Source organism: Mycobacterium helveticum, from assembly GCF_007714205.1.
GTDB lineage: Bacteria > Actinomycetota > Actinomycetes > Mycobacteriales > Mycobacteriaceae > Mycobacterium > Mycobacterium helveticum.
In genome coordinates, this window is the sequence record NZ_VMQU01000036.1 from 22310 (window position 1) to 44312 (window position 22003).

Genomic DNA, 22003 nt, shown 5'->3' on the forward strand with positions numbered 1-22003 from the left:
GGCAGAATGGGGGACCATGGTGGGCCGACAACGATGAGCATGAACGCCAAACGGCGTCGCACGCACGACAGGCTGGCCCGACTGCCCGGGGTGCGGCCGGTGCGCCGACCGGTCTCGCGGGAAAGCGCCGACGAGTTCGACCTGTACTACGTGCGGGCCGGCCTCAAGTCCACCCACCCGGTGGTGATCATCCCGGGAGGCCCGGGTGTGGCCTCGGTGCTGATGTATCAGGGTTTTCGGCGACGCGCCGCCGCGGCCGGCCTCGACGTCATCATGATCGAGCACCGCGGGGTGGGCATGTCGCGCCACGACGACTCCGGCGCCGACCTGCCGCCCGAGGCGATCACCGTCGACCAGGTCGTCGACGACGTCGCCGCCGTGCTCGACGACGCGCACGTGGACTCGGCGGTCCTCTACGGCAGCTCGTACGGCACCTACCTCGCGGCCGGGGTCGGCGTCCGCCACCCCGGCCGGGTGCGGGCGATGGTCCTGGATTCGCCGCTGCTGTCGCGCGACGACATCGCGATGGTGCGCGACGCCGTGCGCGGGCTGTTGCTGGCCGGCGACGGCCCGGAGACCGCGGCGCTGGCACCGAAGATGCGCAAGCTCGTCGACGCCGGGGTGATGACCGCCGCCGCCGGAGAGATGGCCGCCATGATGTACGGATACGGTGGCCCCGCCCTGCTCGACCGCCAGCTCGACCTGTTGCTGGACGGGCGAACGCTGCTGTGGCATGCGCTGTTCCGCTCCATCACCATGCTCAACCGCAAGGTGCCGTACCGTTTCGAACCCGATCTGGTGGGCCGCATCGCTTTCCGCGAACTCGACTATGCTGCCGAGCCCGACGGCCTGCCTCTCGACCCGGCAGTGGCGCTACGTGAAACCCTTTCCCCGACAATGCCTTTCGAGGCGGAGCCCTTCGACCTGGCGGTCGAGATGCCGAAATTCGACTGGCCCACGGTGCTGATCTCCGGCGGCCGCGACCTGGTCACGCCGCCGGCGGTGGCCCGGCGCATCGCGTCGCTGATCCCCGGTGCGGTGTTGCTGACGCTGCCGACGATGGCGCACAGCGCGCTGGACTTTCGCGAGCCCGCGGCCCTGGCCGTCATCGCCGCGGTATGGCGCGGGCAGCACGCCACGCTGGCCGGCCAGGGCTCGAGGCTGGACGCGCTCGCGCCGCGCCCGGGGGTGCGGCTGCTGTGGCATGCGGTTGCCGCGGCCGTGGCCGCAGAGGCCGCGCTGCCGTACCCGGCGCCGCTGCGCCGCCGCCTCAGGACCGCATGAAACCGATTGCGGTGTAATCCAAATCGGCCAGGCCCGGCGCGCCGAAATTGGCCAGCGTGCTGCGCACCGCCACGTCGCCCGGGGACTGGGTCAACGGCAGGCTGAATCCCTCCGCCCAGATGAGCTTGTCGAGGTCGTTGGCCAGCGCCCGCGCTTTGGCGGGATCGAGCTCTTCGAGCGTGCGCTCGATCGCGGCGTCGATCCGCGGGCTGCCGATCTTGCCGAAGTTGCTCGCCCCGTCGGACTGGTAGATCTGGGTCAGCGACGACAGGGGGAACGCGTCGCCCAGCCAGCCGAACTGCGCGATGTCGAAGTCCCCGACGTTGACGTAGTTGCTGAAGAAGCCGCTGCCGGAGCGGGCCACCAGGTCGAGCTTGACCCCGATCTGGGCCAGGCTGTGCTGGGCGATCTGGGCAAACGCCCGTGAGCCCTGCGCGTCGTAGAACAGGTCCCGGATGACGAGCGGGCGGCCGTCCTTCTCCCTGAACTGGCCGTCGAGCTTCCAGCCCAGCGCGTCGAGCTCCCGTCGCGCCTCGGCCGGGTCGTAGGGGACGATGGCGCTGTTGTCCTGGTAGCCCTCCTGTCCCGCGACGTAGATGTGGTTTCCCAGGGCCACCGGATCGGTGGTCAGGCCGTACTGGACGACCTTGGCGATGGTCTGCCGGTCGATGCCCTTGGACACCGCCAGCCGCAGCGCCCTGTCGGCCAGGATCGATCCGCGCGCGCCGTTGAAGGTGAAGTGCGACCAGCTGGGGGCGGGCGCACGGCGGATCGAGATGCCCTGGGTGTGCTGCGCGATCGCCAATTGGTCCACCGTCCCGATGCCGGTGGCGTCGATCGTGTTGTTCTGCAGCGCGGGCAACCGCGCGGCGTCGTCGAGCACCAGATAGGTGATGGCGTCCAGCCGTGGCCGCGGCCCCCACCATGTGGGGTTGCGGGTCAACACGATGCGCTGCGTGGTGCGGTCCAGCACGGAAACGACGAAGGGGCCGGCCGACGGGCCGGGTCCGGACAGCTGACCCTTGTTGAACGCCTCGGGGGTGGCGGTCATGCTGGCGGGCAGCAGCATGCCGTTGCCGGCGAACATGCCGCGCCACTCGGCGTAGGGCTTGGCGAAGGTCATGATCGCCTGCCGGTCGTCCACCCCGCGGGTCACCGACGCGACGCGGTCCGCCCCGCTGGGCCCGGCGATCTCGAACGCCTTGTCGGCCCCGGACAGGGCGTGGATCTGGCTGGCGATGTCGCGCCAGGTGACCGGCGTGCCATCGGACCACACCGCCCGCGGGTTGATCGTGTACGTGACCACCTGAGGCGAGGTGCCGGTGAGTTCGACGCTGGTGAAGTAGTCGGTGTCGACGGTCGTCGATCCGTCCGGACCGATGATGAACGCCCTCGGCAGCGTGGCCTTCATCATCGCGGCCACCTCGGCCGAATTGCCGTCGATGTGCAGGATGTTGAAGTTGGGCGGAAAGTCGCTCAGCGACAGCTTCAGGTTGCCGCCGTCGCGCAGTGTGGCGGGATTGCGCGGGTTGACGTCACTGCTCGAGCCGATCCGGGCCTTCGTGGCGGTCTCAGGCGCCAGGTTGATCGCCGAGCAGCCGGAGACCACCAGCGCGGCGACCAGCAGCACCGCGGCGATCAGCGCGCGCCGGCTAGCCACGTCTGCTCGGATCCGGTTGCGGCACCGCGCCGAGCAGCCGGCGCGTGTACTCGTGCTGCGGGTTGCCGAAGACCGCCACGCTGTCGCCCCGTTCGACGATCGTGCCGGCGTGCATCACGACCACGTCGTGGGCCAGGTGTTTGACCACCGAAAGGTCGTGGGAGACGAACAGATACGACAATCCGAACCGCTCCTGCAGGTCGAGCAGCAGGTTGATGATCCCCGCTTGGATGGAGACGTCGAGGGCCGACACCGGTTCGTCGAGCGCCAGGATCTTGGGCTGCAACGCCAGCGCCCGGGCGATGCCGATGCGCTGCTTCTGCCCGCCCGAGAACGCCGCGGGGTAGCGGGCCGCGTCGGCCCGGCGCAGTCCCACGATGTCCAAAAGCCCGGCCACCCGCGTGTTGGTGTCGGCCTTGTCGAACCCGTTGGCGCGCAACGGCTCGGCGATCAGTTCGAAGACCGGGAGCCGCGGGTCCAAGGAGGCGACCGGGTCCTGGAAAACGACCTGGATGTCGCGGCGCAGCGCCCGCCGGCTCGCGGGGCCCAGCGTGGCGACGTCGCTGCCGAGTACCTCGATCGACCCCGATTGCGGCGCTACCAGTTCCAGGATCTCGTGCAACGTGGTCGACTTGCCCGAGCCGGACTCGCCGACGATGCCCAGCGTGCGGCCCTGCCGCAACTCGAAGCTGACGCCGTCGACGGCGCGCACCTCGCCGATCCTGCGGCGCAACAGCACGCCCTTGGTCAGCGGGTAGGTCTTGACCAGGTCGCGCACCCGCACGACGACCGCCGAGACGCCGGGTTCCATAGCGAGGGAGGCGGTGTTGACCCCGTAGATGTCGGCGGCGCTGCGTCCGTCGACCCGCTCGGTACGGATGCAGGCGGCCAGGTGATCGACCCCGACCGGAATCAATCCCGGCTCCTGCGAACGGCATTCGTCGATGGCAAGCGGACAGCGCGGCGCGAACGGGCAGCCCGGCTCGAGGCCGACCAGCGACGGGGGAGCCCCGGGGATGGGCACCAGCCGGGTGCCCTGCGCGGCGTCCAGCCGGGGAACCGAGCCCAAAAGTCCTACGGTGTAGGGCATTTGGCGGTTGCGGTAGAGGTCGTGCACCCCGGCGGACTCGACGACCCGCCCCGCGTACATCACCAGCGCGCGGTCGGCGAATTCGGCCACCACGCCGAGGTCGTGGGTGATGATCAGCACCCCGGCGCCGGTGACGTCGCGAGCCTTCTTGAGCACCTCGAGGATTTGGGCCTGCACCGTGACATCCAGCGCGGTGGTCGGCTCGTCGCAGATCAGCAGGTCGGGATCGTTGGCGATCGCAATCGCGATCACCACCCGTTGCCGCTCGCCGCCGGACAGCTCGTGCGGGAAGGCGCGTGCCCGCCGCTCGGGCTGCGCGATGCCGACCAGGTCGAGCAGTTCCACCGCGCGGCGGCGGGCGGCCCCGCGACCGACGCGCGGCTGGTGCACCTCGATCGCCTCGGCGATCTGGTCGCCCACGGTGTAGACGGGGGTCAGCGCGGACATCGGATCCTGAAACACCATGCCGACCGACTTGCCGCGGACGCGCGACATCGGGCCGTCGCCGAGACCCAGCAGTTCGGTGTCGTGCAACCGCACCGAGCCGCGCACCCGGGCGTACTCCGGCAGCAGCCCCACCACGGCCATCGCCGACACCGATTTGCCCGAGCCCGATTCGCCCACCATGGCCACCACCTCGCCCGGGCCGACGCGGTAGCTGATGCCGCGCACCGCGGTCACCGGCCCGCCGTCGGCCGGGAACGTGACGGCCAGGTCGGTCACCTCCAGCAGCGGGCTCACCGGGCGCCGCCCCGCAACGTCGCGCTGCCGGGGTCCAGCGCGTCGCGCAGGCCGTCGCCGGTCAGGTTGGCGCACATCAGGATCAGCACCAAAACCCCCGCGGGGAACAGGAAGACCCACGGGAAGGTGGTCGCGGACGCGGTGCCGTTGGCGATCAGGCTCCCCAGCGAGACGTCCGGCGGCTGAATGCCGAAACCCAGATAGCTGAGCCCGGTTTCGGCCAGGATGGCCGATGCGATGTTGAGCGCGGCGTCGATGATCAGGATCGACGCCACGTTGGGTATCACGTGCCCGACGATGATCCGGCGGCTGGAAACGCCCATGTACCTTGCGGCCCTGATGAATTCGCGCTCGCGCAGACTCAGCGTCATGCCACGCACCATGCGCGAGCTGACCATCCAGCCGAAGCCGGCCAGCAGCAGCACCAGCATCAGGATGCCGGCCGAGTTCTTCGTCCGCGGGGTGACGATCGCGATGAGGATGAAGGCGGGCACCACCAGCATCAGGTCGACCACCCACATCAGCACCCGGTCCCGCCAGCCGCCGAAATAGCCCGCGATCGACCCCACGGTGGCCGCGATGCCGGTGGAGATGAACGCGACACACACGCCGATCAGCATCGACTTCTGCATTCCCCGCAAGATCTGCGCCAGCAGGTCCTGGCCCAGCGCGTTGGTGCCCAACCAGTGCCGCGCGTTGGGCGGCTGCAGCAGCGCGTTGAAATCGAGGTCCTGAAACGAATACGGCAGCAGCGGCGGCAGCGTGTAGCAGCCCACGAACAGCAGCGCCAGCAGCGTCAGCGAGACCACGGCGGCACGGTTGTGCGCGAACCGCCGCAGCACCAGGGTGCGCTGCGAGGTGAACTCCGGTGCGCCGGCGCTCGTCACGACACCCGCACCCGGGGATCGAGAGCCGCGTAGAAGACGTCGGAGAGCAGCCCGGCCAGCAACACCACCGTGCCGGAGAACAGGGTGATGGCCGCGATGATGTTGGTGTCCTGAGTCGCGATGCCCTGCACCAGCCACTCACCCATCCCGTGCCAGCCGAAGATCTTCTCGACGAACACCGCCCCGGTGACCAGCCCGGCGACCCCGTAGGCGAACAGCGTGGCCAGCGGTATCAGCGCGGTGCGCAGCCCGTGTTTGACCAGGGCGCGCCGGCGGGTGAGCCCCTTGGCGCGGGCGGTGCGGATGAAATCCTGGCCCAGCACGTCGAGCATCGCGTTGCGCTGGTACCGGCTGTAGCCCGCCGCGGCGCCCAGCGCCAGCGTCAGCGACGGCAGGATCAGATGCCGCAGCCGGTCGAGCAGGAGCGCCCAGGTTCCGCCCCGTACCCCCGGCGACGTCTCCCCGGTGTAGTCGAACAGGTGCATGTCCACCGCCCAGTTCACCCGCAGCGCCCCGAGGATCAGCAGGTTGGCGATGACGAAGGTCGGCGTGCTCAGCACCAGCAACGCCACGGCGGTGACGAGGCGGTCGCTGAGCCGGTATTGGCGGATGGCGCCCCACGCGCCGGCCACCACGCCCAGCACCGTGCCCACCACCGAGCCGATGACCAGCAGGCGCAGGGTGACGCCGACGCGGCGCCACAGCGTGGAGCCGACGGGCTGGCCGGTGATGGTGGTCCCGAAGTCACCCCGCACGGCGTGCGCGGCCCAGTCCGCGTAGCGGATCGGGACCGGCTTGTCCAGGCCGAGGGCGTGGGCCTTTGCGTCGATGACCGCCTGCGGCGGCCGGGGGTTTCGCTGCAGCAGGCTGTCCAGCGGCCGGAAGGCGTACGAGGTCAGGCAATAGGTGAGGAAGGACGCCAGCGCCAGCAGCACGACATAGTTGAGCAACCGGCGCGCCAGGAAGCGGATCATGCCCGACTGGTCCGCCCGTGTCGCATGGGAACAGGTTATCGAGCGGGGGCCCCGGCGACGCGACGGCAACGCCGGACCGGGGGCCGGTCACCCGGTTGTACGATGCGTCGCAGCGCTTCGAGCGCCACTCCGAGGAGGCTTGCGTGACGGTTACCGACGACTACCTGGCCCACAATGCCGACTACGCGAGCCGTTTTGAGGGCCCGCTGCCCATGCCGCCGAGCAAACACGTCGCGATCGTGGCGTGCATGGACGCCCGGCTCGACGTCTACCGCATGCTGGGCATCGGCGAGGGTGAGGCCCATGTCATCCGCAACGCCGGCGGCGTGGTCACCGACGACGCGATCCGCTCGCTGGCCATCAGCCAGCGGTTGCTGGGCACCCGCGAGGTCATCCTGATCCACCACACCGACTGCGGGATGCTGACGTTCACCGACGACGCGTTCCGGCGCGCCATCGCCGACGAGACGGGCGTCAAACCGCCGTGGGCGTCCGAGGCCTTCCCGGATGTCGCCGAGGACGTGCGGCAGTCGTTGCGCCGCATCCAGATCAGCCCGTTTGTCACCGCGCACGTGTCGCTGCGGGGTTTCGTCTTCGACGTCGCCACCGGGAGGCTCGACGAGGTCACGCCGTAGCGTCAGCCGCCCAAGCCGTAGGGGCGGGTCAGGATCTCCATGGTGTGCCCGGCGGGGTCCGGGAAGTAGACGCCGCGCCCGCCGTCGTTGTGGTTGATCTCGCCGGGCCGGCTCTGCCGCGGGTCGGCCCAGTGCTGCAGGCCGCGTGAGCGGACCTTGCCGTAGATCGCGTCGAAATCCTCCTCGGAGACCAAAAACGCGTAGTGCTGGCGCGTGATGTCCTCACCCGGGGCGACGTCGGCGTAGTCGAGGCTGACGCCGTGCTCGAGTGCGACAACCAGGAAGTGGCCGAACGGCTGCGGGCTGGGCAGGCCGAACAGTTCGGCGAGGAATTGCGCGGACGTGTGCTTGTCGCGGGCCCAGACGATGGTGTGGTTGAAGCTGATGGGCATGGTGGCTGCCTCCCTACCGCGTCCCGCGAGCGTGCGTCTCGGCACGGCGACACGCCGCCGCGGCTGTCAATTTGCGCACCCTCGCGACCCGCTCATTCGATCACTTCGGCGCGGTGAGTTCCAGGGCGATGTTGTCGGGGTCGCGGAATTGCAGGATGTAGGACGGCCCGATGTCCCGGATCGGTTCGTGGGCCACGCCCAGCTCGTCCAGACGTGCTGCCGCGGCGTCGATTTCGGACCTGCTGACGAGCCGGAACGCGATGTGGTCGAGGCCGGTGCGGTCCTCGTCGAAGCGGTCGGTGCCGACCGGCCGCAACCCGAGCAGCGTGCCGCCGAGGTCGTAGATGACACCCCCGAACAGAAAGCCCAGCCGGCTGCGGGTCGCCTCGTCGGCGTTGTCGGGAACCTCCAGCAAGACCGGCCACCCGAACACGCTCTCGTAGAACCGCCGCGATCGCTCGATGTCGGTGACGGTCAGCCGCACGTGCGCGATGGAGGTGCTGCTCGAACCCACCCGGATCATGCTGCCAGAATCGGCGCTGTGCAGATAGCGATGACGATGCCGGTGATGGAGCCCGACCTGGACGCGACGCTCTTGCGGGACTGGGCGCGCACGGTCGACGAGGGCCCGTTCTCGTCGCTGTGCTGGGGCGAGCGGATCGCCTTCGACAACCCGGACAACCTGACGCTGCTCGGCGCGCTGGCGGCCTGGACCGATCGGGTGCGGCTGCTGACGACCGTGATCGTGCCCCAGCTGCACGATCCCGTCATGCTGGCCAAGGGGCTGGCCACCGGCGACATGCTCAGCGGCGGGCGGCTGAGCGCGGGCCTCGGTGTCGGCGGCAGGCACGAGGACTATCAGGCCGTGGGGGCGGACCCGGCGACGCAGACGATGCGCGGCATGGCCGAGCGCGTGGCGGTGATGAAGCGGGTGTGGGCGGGGGAGAAGATCACCGACTCGGTGCTGCCGGTCGGGCCGGCGCCGGTGCAGCGGGGTGGCCCGCCGCTGCTCGTGGGCAGCATCGGCACCAAGACCATCCGCAGCGCCGCGGTCTGGGCCGACGGGCTGGCCGGCACCACCCTGGACCTCGACGCCGCCAAGCAGAACGAGCTGTTCGACGTGGCGCGGGAGGCGTGGGCGCAGGCCGGCAAGCCGAAACCCCACCTGATGACGTCGTTCTGGTTCGCATTCGGCTCGCCCGAGGAGTCCCGCGCGCAGGTGCACCGCCATCTGCGGCGCTACATGAACTGGATACCGGCCGAGTACGTCGATGCGATGGCGCCGACGACCGGCTGGGCCGGCACCGAGGACCAGCTCCTGGATGTGCTGCGCAGGTTCTCCGACATCGGCACAGACGAGGTCCAGCTCATTCCGACCAGTTCGAATCTCGACCAGGTCCGGCGCGCCGCCGACGTGGCGGGGCGGCTCTAGCTGGCCCGCTCGTTGACGCTGGCGGGGGCGGGCGGCTGGCCCTTGCGCAGCGTGGCCAGCAGCTCCCGGTAGGGCCCGACGAGATAGACGGTGTCGCCGGCGCGCAGCCAGGCGTCGCGGCGCGGGTGCAGGTTGACGGGCGCATCGTGGCGGGTGATCGCGATGACGCGGGTTCGGGTGGACAGTTCGAACATCCGCAGCCCGTCGAGTTCGCTGCCTGCCGCCACGTGCATGGCGCCGACCATGAAGGACCGCTGCCCGACCGAGAACGTGCCCAGCACCTGCAGGCCCATCGCGGCGCCGATGAACCACGGCACGGCGAGGTCGACGGTCGAGCGGACGTGGTCGAACCCGAACCGCTGCGCGACCGCGGTGCCCAGCGCCCGGTCGTAGATGCGCAGCACGATCGGTATGTGGGGCCGGTGGACTGCCGGCATCGTCCGCGGGCCCAGCATCTCGCGCAGCACGATCCCGGTCTCGATGTTGACCATGTCGTCCTGGGTGAGCACCGCGACCGCGCGGGCGTGGTCGACGCCGGCCGACTCGAGCGTCTGGCGCAGCGTCGCGTCCCCGAAGATCACCGGCACGTCGAGCTGGCCCGCCGACGACAGGAACCGGCTGTTCTCGTCGCGTTCGATGACGGCCACGTCGTAGCCGGCGGCGATCAGATCGCTCACGACGCGGATGCCGAACGAGCCGAGGCCGACGACGATGATGTGGTTGCGCAGATGGCGGGCCTGGCGGCGCCCGGCCGAGTGGGCGAAGCGGCGCGACAGCAGCAGGTCGGCGATGAACGCGACCAGCAGCGCGGTCGTGGTGACCCCGGCGAACATCAACATAATGCTGAACAGCCGCAGCCACGTCGGCTGGTGCAGGAAGCTGAAGTCGCCGTAGCCGACCGTCGCGATCGTCTCGGTGCTGAAGTACAGCGCGTCGATCCACGTCATGCCCGGCGGAGTCTGGTAGGTGAAGCGCAACAACATGGCCGACCCGAGCCACAGGGTCATCGCCGCGGCCAGCGCGCGGTAGAACATCGGGTTGACGTCGTTGCGCAGCGTGCGTATGGCGTCGAACGCCCGCCGCAGCCGCGGCGGGTGGGTCCGCGTGCCGATGGGCCGCGGCGTCATGATGCCGCAGCAGGCCAGCTCCTCGGCGGTGCCGATCATCACGGTCAGGTCGCCGGCCTGGACCCGCAGGTCCCGGCCCGGGCATGGCACGACCCTGCCGGGCGTCTCGGAGTTCTTGCCGTGGATCACCGCCACCGGTGCCAGGTCGCCGTAGATGTCGCGGAGTCTGCCGTCGCGCGGCGCCTCGGCGTCGGAGACGACGAACTCGATGCCCGCCGCTTCGATCGGGTGCGTGTTGTGGGCCAGGCACGCCTCCACGACCGACGGCGCCGCCAGGTCGGCGACGTCGAGGATCGCGCCCGGGCCGTTGTCGTCGGCCACCGCTTCGCGCAGCACGCCGTTGGCCAGCCGCGCCACCACGCGCACGGTCGGGTTGGCTTTGCGTGCCAGCAGTGCGATTTCGAGGTTGGTCGCGTCGTCGTCGCCGGCGCAGACGACCGCGGCGGCCCGGGCTATCCCGGCGGCGGGGAGGTCGGCCGGGCTGGCGAGTTTGACGATGCTCACGCCCGCGTTGTTGAGCTCCTCGACGATCGTCGTGGCCAGGGAGTCGTCACCGCTGACGATGATGTGTCGGCGCATGGTCAGGCGCGTCTCGCGGTCGGCTTGTCCGCCATGAACCCCCACCTCCGGCGATATCGGCGTTCGCTGGTTGTTATGACTATCGGGCACCGCGCCGATTTGTGCCAGCGCGGCATCCCGCCGGAACGGCCGCGATACTGGTCGGGTGTCCATCATCGAACGCCTCGATTCGCGCGAGATCTACCGGAACTCGTGGCTGTCGATCCGCGAGGACGACATCCGGTTCCCGGACGGCACCACCGGCATCTACAGCGTGGTGGACAAGCCGGACTACGCGCTGGTGATGCCCTACGACGGGGACCGCTTCCGGCTCGTCGAACAGTTCCGGTATCCGCTCGGTGTGCGGTGCTGGGAGTTCCCCCAGGGCACCGCGGCCGAGGACCTCGAGCCGGCCGTGCTGGCCGAGCGTGAGCTGCGGGAGGAGACCGGCCTGCGCGCGGCGTCGTTCGAGGCGCTCGGCCGGATCGACACGGTGCCCGGGATGACCAGTCAGCGCGGCTGGGTGTTCCTGGCCACCGGGATCGTCGAGGGCGAGCATGATCGCGAGCCCGAGGAGCAGGACATGCGCGATGCGTGGTTCTCCCGCGCCGACGTCGAGCAGATGATCCGCTCGGGGGTGATCGCCGACGCGCAGTCGCTGGCCGCCTACAGCCTGTTCCTGCTGAGCCGGCCATGAAGCGTCCCACGAGCAACCGGCTGTCGACGGGCGCCACGCACCTGCAGTTCCGCCGGCCGGTACACGTAACTCGCCGGCGCCGGGATCGCCGAGGTGGAATTCTTTCATTCCCCGGCCGATGCGCTGCACGGCTACCAGGCGTTGTTGCCGTGCGCGGTGGCCGGCCATGAGCGCACCGGAGGTGGTTGTCTACTGGCGGCCGGGTTGTCCGTTCTGTTGGCGCCTACGCGGCGCACTGCGCCGGCTGGGCCTTCCGACCCGGGAGGTGGACATCTGGGCCAACCCGGACGCCGCCGCGGTGGTCCGATCCATCGCCGACGGCAACGAGACCGTTCCGACGGTGGTCGTCGGCGACGTGGCCATGGTCAACCCGTCGCCGGGTCAGGTGCTCGAGGCCGTCCGCGCCCAGGCTCCCGAACTGCTCGACCAACTCAGCGGTGCCGGCCGATGGTGGTCGGCACTGCGGTCACGGCTGCGGCGCTGACGGGTCAACGCCCGCGCGGTGACCATCGCGGAAAGACATGACGATCCAGGAGAAAGCGGTGAGGAAAGCCAACCGGCCAGCAGCACGCCGGAACGGACCGTCGCGGCCATGGCGAAGCTGGTCCACCTGACGGTGCCCGGCAGCGGGGACGTGCTGGCGGCCCGGCTTTCGGGACTTGGGCGCTGACCGGATACACCGCGGGCATCGGCATCGGCGTGATTCTGGGGCTGGCGTACGGGCTCGGCTGGCCGCCCGGGCTCACGGTGGGCATCCTGGCCGCCGTGTTCGCGCTGATCGGCACCAACGGGCCGATGACCGTTCTGGGGGTGACCGACCCACGCACCTGGGGTCTCGTGGGCTGGGTCAGCGACCTGTTGCCCCACCTCGGTTACGGCGTCGTCACCGCCCTGGTGCAGCACTACGCGTTCACCCGCGGGCCCGAACCCGCGACGCGGTTGTCAGGCGTACTCGTCGACCGAGATCACGAGCGTGGCAGCGGGCGCCGAGATGTCGACGTAGTGGTGACCCGCGCCAGGATGCTGACTGATATCGGTGAGTAGCTCGATGATTTCGGCCGCCTTGGCGTGGTCGATCCGCCACACCGCCTTCCCGTCCTGGAACTGAACCTCGGCCGCGCCGGGTTCGACGAGGACCTGGTGAGTCATCTCGTCGACGTCGAGTCGAGACGACCCCTGCTGTTGTGCTTGGGTCAGCGCCGCGCGAAATGGGTTTACCCCTGCGTTGTCCATGGCGAACAGCACCGCGTCGCGGCCAAAGTAGAACTTCGGAGCCAGTCCGGGGCGAACGGTCATAGCCGTCATGCTTTCTCACGGGCCGAGCGGTTCTCGTTGTTCGGCGTCACTTTGTCAGGTACTCGATGAGCGCGCGGCGGACCGTCTCCCCTCTGGTCACACCGTCGATCTCGGAACGCTCGTCGGCGAGGGCCACCAGGTCATCAGGCAGGCGAACCGAATACGTGCGCGCCGCTTCGTCGCTAATCGCAGGACGCCCGCGACGCCGCAGTTTCTCGGCGGGAATCCCCTCCTGGGCTTCGGCGACCAAACGGGCGATGGTTTCCTCGTCCACCGACTCCGGCAATGATCGCTCGTCACGCGCCAGGTGTGATGCAGCGGGCGACTTGTCCCGTTTGTCCGTCCTGAACGTCGTGGCGGCGTGCGCCGCATCCTTCTTCGAAGTTGCCATGTCAGTACCTGCCTCCTCTAATGAGGAGGGCTTTGTCAAGTTCAGCCTTCCTGGCCTTCATGCAATGAATCACGAGGTCTTCCTTCGCCTTGTGCAGCACTATCAGTTCGATCAAAACTCCCTTGGCCGTGAACCCGAATGCCCAGCTCCGGGGCGGATCATCGTCGATCACGTCGTAGGAGATGTGTACGTGATCCAGAGCGTGTGGGATGTCGTCCTCGGTGTACTCGCGCTTCAGGGCGGAGTCGTGGACCTTCAGTGGCCGCACTGGATTAACGTAACACGAAATTTTACGGTCGCGCGTCTCTGTTGTTCAACCACGGCACGGCATGCGTTCTAGGGTCAAGCCACTTCTCGGGCAGCAGTCACGGCAGGGCATCCTCCGGTGTCAAGCCCAGGCCCGGGGGTAAAGAATGCTTCAGATGGTGCCCCCGGCAGGATTCGAACCTGCGGCCTTCTGCTCCGGAGGCGCATTCGACCCGTCCGAAGCGGTCCGAGATCGTCTGCGGCGTCCGACGGATGTGGGCTAGAAATGGCCATTGAGCTGCGGCAATCGTCCAAAGTCGTCCGAGTGAGTCCGGGGGCGTTCGCTGTAGAGTTTTCGATGAGTTGTGACACGCTCGTGACACTGAGACCACTCCTGAGGGGTTTGCTGGCGTCACGCTCCGTCGATTCGGCCGCCGGGGATGGGATATGCGCCATTTTTCGTTTACCCTTGAGGTGATCAACTACCAGGTAGGGAGGTGTCAGAAGATGACTAGCACAGAATTCCGTCTGCGCGTCGACGCTTGGCGCGCCCTACCAGCGGAGGAAAAGACACGCCGCCGCAGAGCCACCGTCGTTGACGAGGTTGTCGGCTCGATGCGCATGGAGCGCGAACCCGTCAGCGCAACATGGGAGCGCCGCGCCCGGGCGGCCATGCGCGCCCGTCTCGCGGTGTAGCCGGGCCACTGCTTCTTGATGGCTGAAGTCGACTCGACGGAGCCGAGGTATGAGACACCCAACGGTCTCAAAAACTACGCCGAGGTCAGCGACCTTATCGCCGAGCCGCTAAGCGCGTTGGTAGACGCCGTACAGGCGGGCTATTACGCGGCCCGGGAGTTGAGTGTGGGCCTGCTCCGCGAATTTCACACAGCCTTTCTCGCCGGCATCGTTCCAGGCATTGCGGGAAGATGGCGCGAAGAACCCGTCCAGGTAGGCAATCACCTGCCACCTGACCACTGGAACATCGACTACCTCATGCGCGTGCTCTTCGATGACCTGCGTGCGCGCGTTCACTATGCGGGTGACGATCCGGATTTGCAGGTGGAGGCACTAGCGTTCACCGAGGCCAAGGTCTTGCACATCCATCCGTTCGCCGATTTCAACGGCCGAGCTGTCCGCGTGCTGGCGCTTGAGCTGGTGCGCCGTTTCGACCTGCCGGTGATTCGTTCATGGGTGGAACTGGGTACTCCTCAAAGCTCCGCGTATAAGGACGCCCTTGTGGCCTTTGATCTCTACGGCGACGTAGGGCCTATGAAGCAATTCTGGCTCGACAACCGTTTCGGATAGCGGGCGCGCTCCTGCCACGTGCTACTACGACGCTCGCTGTCGCGGTTCCAGCGTGAAACGGAGCGGCGGAAGCGGCCTCGTTATAGGCTGCCGCTCTATGAGAGGGAAACTTGCCGCTCTGATGCTCGCCGCCCTGGCCGTGGCCGGCGCGCCGGTTAGTCACGCCCAGCCGGGCGATGCCGCCTTCGTCCAGCAGCTCAGCAGCGAGGGGATCAACATCAGCGATCCGCCGTCCACGGTGGGCGACGAGGCGCGGATGATCTGCCAGCTCTTGCAGGACCACTGGACAATCGACACGGTCAAATACTCGGTGAAGTCGTCGTATCCCGACTTCAGTGACGCCCAGGATCGCGAGTTCGCGATTCTCGCCCAGGAGACCTTCTGCCCCGACGCCTGAGCTGATCCGCAAGTGCGCCAGCGGCGCTCCCCCTACGATGGCGGCGTGGCTCTTATCGCGTGCCCTGAGTGCAAGAAGCAAGTCTCCGACAAGGCGCCCACATGCCCCGCCTGCGGCGTGCCGATCCTGCGGGAGTCCAAGGTTGTCGTCTACGGCTACACCCAGCAGTTCGCGATCAACCCCAAGGTGCAGGTGTTCTGGAACGGTGCCCCGGTCGGCTCGGTCAAGAAGGGCGACTGCATCTCGTTCGACATCAAGGCTGACGGCGAGATCTCCTTCAAGTCTTCGATGCGCAAGGCGTCGCTCCGCGTTCACACAGGGCGAGTGACCAACATCAAGATCTCGTGGGACCGGATTACCGGCAAGATGATCCCGCGGATCGTTGACGTGGTGACGCCGGGCGCATAGCTTCGAGCGATCTCCGCAGATCAGCCCAACCATCTCACTCTGAAAGTCTGCAACGAGATCCAATGAGCCGTAGGCGCGCACGTTCATCGAGTCGCCCTTCGCACTGCATCTTTTGCGGTGCCCAGCCGCCGCTCAGTGGCGAGCACATCTTCGGCGACTGGCTTCGGAAGCTCGGCAACACGGGTGAAGGTGTCCGCGAGATCATTCCGGGAGACGGCAGCGAGCCGATTATCCAGCGGGGCGGAATGTTCAGTAAGAAGCTGAAAATTGTCTGCTCCGCCTGCAACAGCGAGTGGATGAGTCAGCTTGAAGAAGCCGCAAAGCCGCTGCTGGTGCGGATGTTCAGCCTTCCTTTTCTGCCTTATCAACATCCGCAGATAGTGCTCGACACCAGCGACCAGGTCGCGTTGGCACGATGGGCATTCAAGACCGTAGTGATCGCAGCCTATGTTGGCCGACGTGAAACCTTTCCGGCTCCGCACTGCAAGGAGTTCTGCAGCACGAGCAGTCCACCGCAACACGTCCAGATCTGGACAGGTACCGCCTCCGTACCGAACCACCCTATCCACGGAGAACACCTCGCAGAGGCGCAATTTCAGCCGATGGAGTTAAACACTAGTAGCCCAGACGGATCGACGATCTTCCCAGGCTATAAGTCGCACCTGAGGCTATTTAATGTCGTCTTCGTCGTAATGGGTTACGTCGCCGACACCGATATCGCTCGGTTCGATCCGAGCAAGGATCTTCGTCGGATGCTCACTCCGCTATGGCCGCCCAACCAAGACGATGTTGTGTGGCCTCCTCCTGCAAACGTAGACAAAATCGGGGGGATGTCTGTACTTGAGCAGCTACCAGGGATCAGCGCCTAAACGGTCAGCGGCGGCCAGCAACTCGGCGGCCAGCTTGCGCGCCCTGTCGGCGTCGAGGTCCTCGGCCTGGACGTAAACACTGACCGGCCACCGCGTGCAGCCGTCGGGGGTGATGTCCACGTAAGGTACGGAGCCAGATGTACCGGCTCAGGTAGTGGTCGTGTATCGCGACGAGGCCGCCGTCGCTGGAGGGCATGAAGGCCAGCTCGTCGAACATGCCGGCGACGCTAACGCCAAAACTGTTGCCGCGCAACGCAGTAAATGCCCAGGGTCAGTGCATTGCACATTAGATGTGCAATGCACTGACCCTAATACAGCCGTCGGGGCGCGCCGCCACCCTTCGGCTTGGCCCCGTCAGCGATTGCGTCGAGTCGCGCCTGCCAGGACAGATTGCCCGCCATACAAGCGTCAAACTTGTTGATCTGCTGCCCATTCAACTTGCACAGCATCCAGAGCGGCTGACCCTCGTCATCGGTGATCTTCAGGTCTTTGCGGCCGGCGTGCCCGATGTGGCGCACCAGGTCGTCACGGTTGCCCTCCGTCCCGACGAACCGGATCGCTTCGCCGTCGATGGCTTCCTTGTACGCGCGAGCCATGTCCGCCGCCTGCCGCTGCCGCCCCGTGAACCACTCGACAACCTGATCGGGCCACTTGCCGGCCCACCGCGCCACCACCTCGGTCCAATACGGCGGATCGCAGTAGGCGCGCCACACCTGATAATCCTTGAACACCTGGTGCATCACGCCGTCAACATCAGCCTCGTCTACCTCCCACCCGGCAGCATCCTCGGGTCGCTCCCAGAGCGCGGCGATCTGCTGATAGCCAGTCGAGATGTCCGTGATCACGATGGCGGTGGCGTCCTTATAGCGGGCGCCGTCGAAGCCGACCGTAACGAAAGCGCCCTTCGGAATGACTTCGTCCAACACCAGGTCTCGCACCCTCGCCATGTCGTACGCGCCGGAATTGCTTTTGCGCCAACGGTTTAGGTGTACCCGCTCAAGGTACGACAGGTCCGCGCCGACGCGGAAGAATTCCCGTGCCGCACGCTCGAACTGGCCGACGCCCCACTCGCCCACAGCGGGGCCGGTCGCCTCGGCCACGGCGGCGACGATCTGCTCAACCGTCGACAGATCGGGATGTTTGTCCACATCAGCCCAGCGGGCGAAGAAGAACAACCCCGAGTTCGGCGCACGGCCGTCAGCGATCTGCTCCGCCTCCAGGCGCACATCCTCCTCGACGCTGCCCTGCCCCGGTGCCCCCGCCGTGGAAGTGTAAAGCGCCCATGGCGATTCGAGCTGCCGCTTAGGTAGGTTCTGGAGCATCGTCTCGACGGCGGCGCGGTCCCTCGGCAACGTCAAGCGGTGAGGCTCATCGAAGTGCTGGAAGGTGTTTCTCGCCCCGTCCCGAGAGTTCGGCGAGTTCGACACTGGCACAGCCATTCCGTCTAAGCCGCGCCGGGCGATACGATCCAAGTTCGGGTCGAAAAGGTGTGCATCCGGGCACTGCTCGCAGATGTAGCGCAGCACCCCGTAGGCCAGCTCCTCGGACTGCTCCTCAGCAGTCGCCATCATCGGAATGTACGGACTTTTCACTGGCCGACCACGACGCAGAGAGCCGTCGGGCTCAAAACCGTTGAACCGTACCGGGCCTTCGGGGTGGAGCTCGCAGAACGCGATCCAGGCCGCCAACTCCGTCTTGGCGACACCCTTGCGGAGTTCCACAGCGCAGCGGTCGAATACGCGCTGGCCTTCCTTCGGATGCCCCTGCGGATAGATCTCATAGAACCGTCGGATCAGCATCTGCTTTTCCCGGTCCAGGCGCGCCGGCTGGTCGTGCAGCGAGCCTGGCCCGAACACGGCGCGGGCCTCGATGAATTCAACAACGTGGTCGCCGAGAGTCGGGTAGCCGGCGGGGTCGGGAACATACAGAGTCGACATCAGTTGCCGGCCAGAAGCGGCTTGTTCCCGGCGGCCTCCCAGCCCTCGCGGGTGAAATACGTTGCGCCGCAGCCCTGCGACGTGGGCTCGATTTCGTCGTTCGGATGCAGCAGCACGACGTCGCCGCAGTCGCCGAGCCAGTCGACCCCGGCGGCCTCGGCAGCGAACGTCTGATAGCCGCGCAGAGCCCACACCGGCACCAGTGCGGGGTGGGCGGACTGCATCAGGCGGTACATCTTCCCGTGAAAGTGGAGGGCAAGGCGCCCCTCTTCGTCGCGCACCGGATCCTCGGGCAGGCCGGCCCACCGTGTCTTTTCCTTCGCGCGGTACTCGCGGACGATCTCGTAGGCGCCGGGGATCATCGCCCGCTGGCCGCCGCCGGCCGCCGTGCGGTCCATCCGTCTAGCCACGGCCGCGCTCCTGCCGCGCGGCCCAAGACGCTTTGCCGGCGCGGCTCTTGACCGGGTCGACACCCTTCTCGGTCTTGGCCTCCATCTGGATTCCCGTCAGGCATCGCGCGATCACAAGGGTCAGGTGGCGAGCCTCGGGCAGCATCGGCGACGGCTTCACCATCCGGGCCTTCTCGTCGTAGAAGGTCGATCCATGCTTGGCGATCATCTTCTCCAGCTCGGCCAACCGATCACTCGCCCACGCGGCACGGGCCAGTAACTCTGTCTCGCGCGAATCAGGCACCAGTCCTTCATTCTTCAGATCCTCTAACACGCGCTCGGTGAGCGCCTCACCTGCTGTTTTCATGCTCAAACTACCTTCCTGGGGCGTATTTCCTAGTACGCTTTCCGTTCGGACAGACGGCATTCCGCTGTCCTGGCCGGGCGACGCGAGGGTGCCGGGGTGCCTTCCCCACGGTGGGGTGGTGACCTGCGGCGATGGTCGATCAGTGTCGCCGGGTGCAGCGGCTCGAAGTGTTCCTACTCAGATGTGACGCAGTCATTACTCGTTGCCGGCGTTGGGTTTTAGTCCGATCCATATGGTGCGCGGCATCTGTTGTTGCTGCTTGTTCGGCTTGGGTGTGGGCGTCGCGCGTCGCGGGATCGGCTTCTCGACGGCGATGCTTGTTCGATGCCCTTGTGCTGCATTTCCGTCGGCTGATGCCTTTTTGAGATGGCATGGTTCGCAGGATGATTGCAAATTTTTCAGGGTATCCTCGGACCCGGCTTGTATGTGGTCGGCGATGATCGCTATGTGGCGGCAGATGTTCGGGTAGCGAAGCTGGCAGCGGTAGCGATCACGTTTTAAGCAGTTGGCCCGCAACGTCTGTCACGCTGCGGTGCCGGTTCTGTTGGCACCGGATGGCCGTAAGCCTTTACGGTCCCATGCTTTTCGGCGATGGTCTTCACATCCTCGGCCGCCGTCGTACACAAGGGCATGACATCCGTTGTGGCCGCAGATCTTGGGTGCTCTGGGCAATTTGCTCCTATCTTCATGTTTGGCAGGGTGTCAGCCCCGGCTCGACACAGCGAAGAGCCGAGCCGGGGCTGACTATTTGTCGCGCGCTGCTGGTCGCTTTCGGCGATCCCGATGAAAACCGAAAGCGGCGCGCTCGACGCCTACGGGCGGCCTTGGCGATACGGAGACCGGGCATCGCTGTCGGCTGCCTTGCAGGAGTCCACCTGGTTAGCCTGCGTCGGGATCGTAGGTGCCGCGTGGCAATTGAACGCCGAGTATGGCTGACGACGTGCGATGCTCCTTTCCGATTGCCCGCCGCAGGTGCTGGCCGTTCACTGTGATGATCGACTGGCCTTGCTGCGCTGTCGCGAGTTTCTTTGCAGCAGAAACGTAGTCGGGGGCGCGTTCGCGTATCGCCGGTTCGAGAACTTCCGCCGGTACGTCGTCGGGTAGCAGGTGTGGAAGCTCGGCAACTAATATGCCTACGTCCTGATCGGATGCGTCGCGGAGAATCTTGGCGGCTGCTTGACCTTTCCAGCCGTCCTCGACCTTCGCGAGGTCGCCTCGTGCGCGCTCGATGGCGCGCTGTTGGCGGATTTCACCTGCGGTGTCGAGCGGGGCGTCAGGGCGCGGCGCTCGTTCTCGACGTGTCGGGCCAGCTCGGCCACGCGCTGCCCGACTTCGGTTTCGGCGTCGATGGCCTGCTTCCAAATCGGTTCCGTTTCGAAGGCTTTGAGCAGCGGGGCGACCACCTCGCCGCGCGCGTCGTCGGAGTATTTGCGCCCGATCTCGCGGACGTGCTTCAGGTGCTCGCCGTATGCCTTGTTGGTCGCCGCCTGGATTTCGGCTGCACGGGAAACAACGGTGGTGGCCTTCGGGTGCGCTGTGACCGCGACGTGAACTGGCGCCGCGTTGGGGTCCGGCCCGGAGCCGTGGTTGTCGGCGGCGAGGATCCCCATCAGAGGGCCTTCCCGTAGGCGCCCATCGACGGGTCGTCGCCGCCGTCAGCGCGCGTTACGAGCGGCTCAGGAGCGCCGATGGTGTCACCGAGGGTGCCGTCGGGGATTGAGCCGGTGGCCGGTGAGCCGCTTGGGGCGACGCGGGCGCCGCCGGCACCCTGGTCGGCACCGATCATCCCGGCGGCGGCTTGCGCCGCCCGGAAGGCGTCTTGGAGGCCGGCGCGCTCGGCTGCGGTGCCGACGCCGCCCTGATCGGTGACCTGCGAGGTATCGCCATTGAATTGGCCTGTGCGGCGCGGCTGCTCGGCGAGTCCGCCGTCAACATCGTTGGCCTTGGGGCCGAGATCGGCCGGAGGGCCGAGGATCCCGCGATTACGGTTGATGGTCATGCTTGTATCTCCTCTAATTGATGGTCCCGACGGTTGCCGCCGTGACCCCTTACCCGGCTTGCTGACGCCGGACGTGTGCGGTGTTGCGCTGTTGCGATTCGATTCGGCTTCGATGGGCTCGAAGCACCCGAAGTTCATTACGGACTCTGGCGATGAACCGCCTCGGGCAGCTTGGTCTCCTCGATCCACCGGGCAACCGATTCGATGGCGCCGGCGTAGTCGAGCGCCGGGCGTTCATAGGTCACGATCGGCACGTGCTCAACGAGTTCGGCTCGATGCACGCGGTAGAAGTAGCCGCCTCGGTCGGCGAGCCCTTGTGTTTCCCAACGCTTCACGAGTTGCTTACGCCAGTGTTTCGAGGAGCCGGGGAAGATTGCTCGGAACACGGCGCGGCTGATAATGCCATCGGGCCAGGGGATCTCGGCCAAGACGTAGGCCGCCGTTTCACGGCTAGTCAACATGCCTGCCCCCAAGCAGCGCGATAGAGCGAATCGATCGAGCGGGTGTATGCGCGCCCGTCGCACATCAGGGTTATGACGGGACATCCTTTCGTCGTCGACGCCTTGCGGATCCGCTCCCTGACCCGCATAGGCGTACCGTCGCGCCGGATCGCCGTGCGGCCAATGGTCTTCACTCGCCGGTAATTCGAGATCTCGTAAATGCCTTCGAGCCCGACAACGTCGCGCCACTGCTCGCCGTGGAGATCCTCGACGGGATCCAGTGCTGTCGTCATGGCTCGTCGTCTCCTGCTGGATTCAGCGTTCATCGGGGGTCGTTCCTTCCGCTGGGCCATCGGGGTGGGGTGGCCGTGGTCCGATCGCCATCGGGCACGTGGTTGATCTAGGCCGAAGTTGCGACGGGTTCCCGCGCGGAATTGAGGTGTGACCTGAGGATACTGGTTGATCAGGTCACGAAAGTGTAG

General features: G+C 67.0%; 30 protein-coding genes. 11 read left to right on the forward strand and 19 right to left on the reverse strand.

Going from position 1 to position 22003, the window contains the following annotated elements; translation table 11 throughout:
* The first annotated feature begins 33 nt into the window (after positions 1–33).
* On the forward strand, positions 34–1284 hold the full coding sequence (locus FPZ47_RS10690; RefSeq protein WP_144951121.1) for an alpha/beta hydrolase: 1251 nt from the start codon (positions 34–36) through the stop codon (positions 1282–1284).
* Here FPZ47_RS10690 and FPZ47_RS10695 read toward each other — a convergent pair.
* The 4 genes from FPZ47_RS10695 to FPZ47_RS10710 are packed head-to-tail and all read right to left on the reverse strand — an operon-like array spanning position 1271 to position 6636.
* A complete protein-coding gene (locus tag FPZ47_RS10695) occupies positions 1271–2944 on the reverse strand; it encodes an ABC transporter family substrate-binding protein (protein WP_246133381.1) in 1674 nt (557 codons plus the stop codon). The genes FPZ47_RS10690 and FPZ47_RS10695 overlap by 14 nt on opposite strands.
* A complete protein-coding gene (locus FPZ47_RS10700; protein ID WP_144951117.1) occupies positions 2937–4775 on the reverse strand; it encodes a dipeptide ABC transporter ATP-binding protein in 1839 nt (612 codons plus the stop codon). Before FPZ47_RS10700 ends, FPZ47_RS10695 begins: the two co-directional genes overlap by 8 nt.
* Positions 4772–5662, reverse strand: coding sequence for an ABC transporter permease (locus FPZ47_RS10705; RefSeq protein ID WP_144951115.1), 891 nt, complete (start codon positions 5660–5662; stop codon positions 4772–4774). Before FPZ47_RS10705 ends, FPZ47_RS10700 begins: the two co-directional genes overlap by 4 nt.
* Positions 5659–6636, reverse strand: a complete 978-nt coding sequence (locus FPZ47_RS10710; RefSeq protein ID WP_144951113.1) for an ABC transporter permease — start codon at positions 6634–6636, stop codon at positions 5659–5661. The genes FPZ47_RS10705 and FPZ47_RS10710 overlap by 4 nt, the downstream gene beginning before the upstream one ends.
* A gap of 143 nt (positions 6637–6779) precedes the next feature.
* Between FPZ47_RS10710 and FPZ47_RS10715 the strand changes: the two genes are divergently transcribed.
* A complete protein-coding gene (locus FPZ47_RS10715; RefSeq protein WP_144951111.1) occupies positions 6780–7271 on the forward strand; it encodes a beta-class carbonic anhydrase in 492 nt (163 codons plus the stop codon).
* Between the two features lie 2 nt (positions 7272–7273).
* On the opposite strand, the gene FPZ47_RS10720 is transcribed toward FPZ47_RS10715, so the two are convergent.
* Both FPZ47_RS10720 and FPZ47_RS10725 read right to left on the reverse strand, forming a co-directional pair.
* The gene (locus tag FPZ47_RS10720; RefSeq protein ID WP_144951109.1) at positions 7274–7663 is read right to left on the reverse strand and encodes a VOC family protein; all 390 of its coding nucleotides are present in this window, start codon (positions 7661–7663) and stop codon (positions 7274–7276) included.
* 100 nt (positions 7664–7763) lie between these two features.
* Positions 7764–8177: a VOC family protein gene (locus FPZ47_RS10725; protein ID WP_144951107.1), complete on the reverse strand. Its 414-nt coding sequence runs from the start codon at positions 8175–8177 to the stop codon at positions 7764–7766.
* A gap of 39 nt (positions 8178–8216) precedes the next feature.
* On the opposite strand from FPZ47_RS10725, the gene FPZ47_RS10730 reads away from it, so the two are divergent.
* Positions 8217–9095, forward strand: a complete 879-nt coding sequence (locus FPZ47_RS10730; protein WP_144951151.1) for an LLM class flavin-dependent oxidoreductase — start codon at positions 8217–8219, stop codon at positions 9093–9095.
* On the opposite strand, the gene FPZ47_RS10735 is transcribed toward FPZ47_RS10730, so the two are convergent.
* The gene (locus FPZ47_RS10735) at positions 9092–10801 is read right to left on the reverse strand and encodes an NAD-binding protein (RefSeq protein WP_144951105.1); all 1710 of its coding nucleotides are present in this window, start codon (positions 10799–10801) and stop codon (positions 9092–9094) included. The genes FPZ47_RS10730 and FPZ47_RS10735 overlap by 4 nt on opposite strands.
* Positions 10802–10946: 145 nt before the next feature.
* On the opposite strand from FPZ47_RS10735, the gene FPZ47_RS10740 reads away from it, so the two are divergent.
* The 3 genes from FPZ47_RS10740 (at position 10947) to FPZ47_RS29365 (ending at position 12147) form a co-directional block, all read left to right on the forward strand.
* Positions 10947–11477, forward strand: coding sequence for an NUDIX domain-containing protein (locus FPZ47_RS10740; protein ID WP_144951103.1), 531 nt, complete (start codon positions 10947–10949; stop codon positions 11475–11477).
* Between the two features lie 166 nt (positions 11478–11643).
* Positions 11644–11961, forward strand: a complete 318-nt coding sequence (locus tag FPZ47_RS10745) for a glutaredoxin family protein (protein WP_144951101.1) — start codon at positions 11644–11646, stop codon at positions 11959–11961.
* Between the two features lie 18 nt (positions 11962–11979).
* A complete protein-coding gene (locus FPZ47_RS29365; protein WP_246133380.1) occupies positions 11980–12147 on the forward strand; it encodes a hypothetical protein in 168 nt (55 codons plus the stop codon).
* A 272-nt stretch (positions 12148–12419) separates the two neighbouring features.
* Here the strand turns inward: FPZ47_RS29365 and FPZ47_RS10755 are convergent, their stop codons facing one another.
* Genes FPZ47_RS10755 through FPZ47_RS10765 form a run of 3 tightly spaced genes read right to left on the reverse strand, consistent with a single transcriptional unit; the run spans position 12420 to position 13432 of the window.
* On the reverse strand, positions 12420–12773 hold the full coding sequence (locus FPZ47_RS10755; RefSeq protein WP_144951099.1) for a hypothetical protein: 354 nt from the start codon (positions 12771–12773) through the stop codon (positions 12420–12422).
* 46 nt (positions 12774–12819) lie between these two features.
* A complete protein-coding gene (locus FPZ47_RS10760) occupies positions 12820–13164 on the reverse strand; it encodes a ribbon-helix-helix protein, CopG family (protein WP_144951098.1) in 345 nt (114 codons plus the stop codon).
* 1 nt (position 13165) lies between these two features.
* Positions 13166–13432: a toxin gene (locus tag FPZ47_RS10765; protein WP_144951096.1), complete on the reverse strand. Its 267-nt coding sequence runs from the start codon at positions 13430–13432 to the stop codon at positions 13166–13168.
* Between the two features lie 485 nt (positions 13433–13917).
* On the opposite strand from FPZ47_RS10765, the gene FPZ47_RS10770 reads away from it, so the two are divergent.
* The 5 genes from FPZ47_RS10770 (at position 13918) to FPZ47_RS10790 (ending at position 16389) form a co-directional block, all read left to right on the forward strand.
* Positions 13918–14106, forward strand: a complete 189-nt coding sequence (locus FPZ47_RS10770; protein ID WP_144951094.1) for a hypothetical protein — start codon at positions 13918–13920, stop codon at positions 14104–14106.
* 18 nt (positions 14107–14124) lie between these two features.
* Positions 14125–14715 carry a Fic family protein gene (locus FPZ47_RS10775; protein ID WP_144951092.1) on the forward strand — a complete coding sequence of 197 codons (591 nt, stop codon included), beginning with the start codon at positions 14125–14127 and terminating at the stop codon, positions 14713–14715.
* Positions 14716–14812: 97 nt separating this feature from the next.
* Entirely contained in the window at positions 14813–15112 is a 300-nt protein-coding gene (locus FPZ47_RS10780; RefSeq protein WP_144951090.1) for a DUF732 domain-containing protein, read from the forward strand.
* A 45-nt stretch (positions 15113–15157) separates the two neighbouring features.
* A complete protein-coding gene (locus tag FPZ47_RS28900) occupies positions 15158–15520 on the forward strand; it encodes a zinc ribbon domain-containing protein (RefSeq protein WP_210419876.1) in 363 nt (120 codons plus the stop codon).
* Between the two features lie 62 nt (positions 15521–15582).
* Positions 15583–16389, forward strand: a complete 807-nt coding sequence (locus tag FPZ47_RS10790) for a hypothetical protein (RefSeq protein WP_144951088.1) — start codon at positions 15583–15585, stop codon at positions 16387–16389.
* Here FPZ47_RS10790 and FPZ47_RS28345 read toward each other — a convergent pair.
* The 9 genes from FPZ47_RS28345 to FPZ47_RS28905 form a co-directional block, all read right to left on the reverse strand.
* On the reverse strand, positions 16369–16509 hold the full coding sequence (locus tag FPZ47_RS28345; protein WP_168209415.1) for a hypothetical protein: 141 nt from the start codon (positions 16507–16509) through the stop codon (positions 16369–16371). The two genes, FPZ47_RS10790 and FPZ47_RS28345, sit on opposite strands and share 21 nt — an antisense overlap.
* Before the next feature lie 188 nt (positions 16510–16697).
* Positions 16698–18326, reverse strand: coding sequence for a large terminase (locus FPZ47_RS10795; protein ID WP_144951086.1), 1629 nt, complete (start codon positions 18324–18326; stop codon positions 16698–16700).
* Positions 18326–18736, reverse strand: a complete 411-nt coding sequence (locus tag FPZ47_RS10800; protein ID WP_144951084.1) for a hypothetical protein — start codon at positions 18734–18736, stop codon at positions 18326–18328. The genes FPZ47_RS10795 and FPZ47_RS10800 overlap by 1 nt, the downstream gene beginning before the upstream one ends.
* Positions 18729–19082 carry a P27 family phage terminase small subunit gene (locus FPZ47_RS10805; protein ID WP_144951082.1) on the reverse strand — a complete coding sequence of 118 codons (354 nt, stop codon included), beginning with the start codon at positions 19080–19082 and terminating at the stop codon, positions 18729–18731. Before FPZ47_RS10805 ends, FPZ47_RS10800 begins: the two co-directional genes overlap by 8 nt.
* Before the next feature lie 195 nt (positions 19083–19277).
* Positions 19278–19598, reverse strand: a complete 321-nt coding sequence (locus FPZ47_RS10810) for an HNH endonuclease (RefSeq protein WP_144951080.1) — start codon at positions 19596–19598, stop codon at positions 19278–19280.
* A 617-nt stretch (positions 19599–20215) separates the two neighbouring features.
* A complete protein-coding gene (locus tag FPZ47_RS10815; protein ID WP_144951078.1) occupies positions 20216–20692 on the reverse strand; it encodes a hypothetical protein in 477 nt (158 codons plus the stop codon).
* Complete coding sequence (locus FPZ47_RS10820; RefSeq protein ID WP_144951076.1) at positions 20692–21081, reverse strand: hypothetical protein; 390 nt, start codon at positions 21079–21081, stop codon at positions 20692–20694. The genes FPZ47_RS10815 and FPZ47_RS10820 overlap by 1 nt, the downstream gene beginning before the upstream one ends.
* 137 nt (positions 21082–21218) lie before the next feature.
* The gene (locus FPZ47_RS10825) at positions 21219–21509 is read right to left on the reverse strand and encodes a hypothetical protein (RefSeq protein ID WP_144951074.1); all 291 of its coding nucleotides are present in this window, start codon (positions 21507–21509) and stop codon (positions 21219–21221) included.
* Between the two features lie 26 nt (positions 21510–21535).
* Positions 21536–22003, reverse strand: a 468-nt coding sequence (locus tag FPZ47_RS28905) for an NUMOD4 domain-containing protein (protein WP_210419877.1), incomplete at its 5' end; no start/stop codon positions are given.

Excerpts from the sequence above, each read along its gene's own strand:
- FPZ47_RS10690 (WP_144951121.1), top strand. The coding sequence starts at position 34 with ATGAGCATGAACGCCAAACGGCGTCGCACGCACGACAGGCTGGCCCGA.
- FPZ47_RS10710 (WP_144951113.1), bottom strand. The coding sequence starts at position 6,636 with ATGATCCGCTTCCTGGCGCGCCGGTTGCTCAACTATGTCGTGCTGCTG.
- FPZ47_RS10720 (WP_144951109.1), bottom strand. The coding sequence starts at position 7,663 with ATGCCCATCAGCTTCAACCACACCATCGTCTGGGCCCGCGACAAGCAC.
- FPZ47_RS10730 (WP_144951151.1), top strand. The coding sequence starts at position 8,217 with ATGACGATGCCGGTGATGGAGCCCGACCTGGACGCGACGCTCTTGCGG.
- FPZ47_RS10735 (WP_144951105.1), bottom strand. The coding sequence starts at position 10,801 with ATGCGCCGACACATCATCGTCAGCGGTGACGACTCCCTGGCCACGACG.
- FPZ47_RS10745 (WP_144951101.1), top strand. The coding sequence starts at position 11,644 with ATGAGCGCACCGGAGGTGGTTGTCTACTGGCGGCCGGGTTGTCCGTTC.
- FPZ47_RS10755 (WP_144951099.1), bottom strand. The coding sequence starts at position 12,773 with ATGACCGTTCGCCCCGGACTGGCTCCGAAGTTCTACTTTGGCCGCGAC.
- FPZ47_RS10760 (WP_144951098.1), bottom strand. The coding sequence starts at position 13,164 with ATGGCAACTTCGAAGAAGGATGCGGCGCACGCCGCCACGACGTTCAGG.
- FPZ47_RS10770 (WP_144951094.1), top strand. The coding sequence starts at position 13,918 with ATGACTAGCACAGAATTCCGTCTGCGCGTCGACGCTTGGCGCGCCCTA.
- FPZ47_RS10775 (WP_144951092.1), top strand. The coding sequence starts at position 14,125 with ATGGCTGAAGTCGACTCGACGGAGCCGAGGTATGAGACACCCAACGGT.
- FPZ47_RS10780 (WP_144951090.1), top strand. The coding sequence starts at position 14,813 with ATGAGAGGGAAACTTGCCGCTCTGATGCTCGCCGCCCTGGCCGTGGCC.
- FPZ47_RS10790 (WP_144951088.1), top strand. The coding sequence starts at position 15,583 with ATGAGCCGTAGGCGCGCACGTTCATCGAGTCGCCCTTCGCACTGCATC.
- FPZ47_RS10795 (WP_144951086.1), bottom strand. The coding sequence starts at position 18,326 with ATGTCGACTCTGTATGTTCCCGACCCCGCCGGCTACCCGACTCTCGGC.
- FPZ47_RS10805 (WP_144951082.1), bottom strand. The coding sequence starts at position 19,082 with ATGAAAACAGCAGGTGAGGCGCTCACCGAGCGCGTGTTAGAGGATCTG.
- FPZ47_RS10815 (WP_144951078.1), bottom strand. The coding sequence starts at position 20,692 with ATGGGGATCCTCGCCGCCGACAACCACGGCTCCGGGCCGGACCCCAAC.
- FPZ47_RS10820 (WP_144951076.1), bottom strand. The coding sequence starts at position 21,081 with ATGACCATCAACCGTAATCGCGGGATCCTCGGCCCTCCGGCCGATCTC.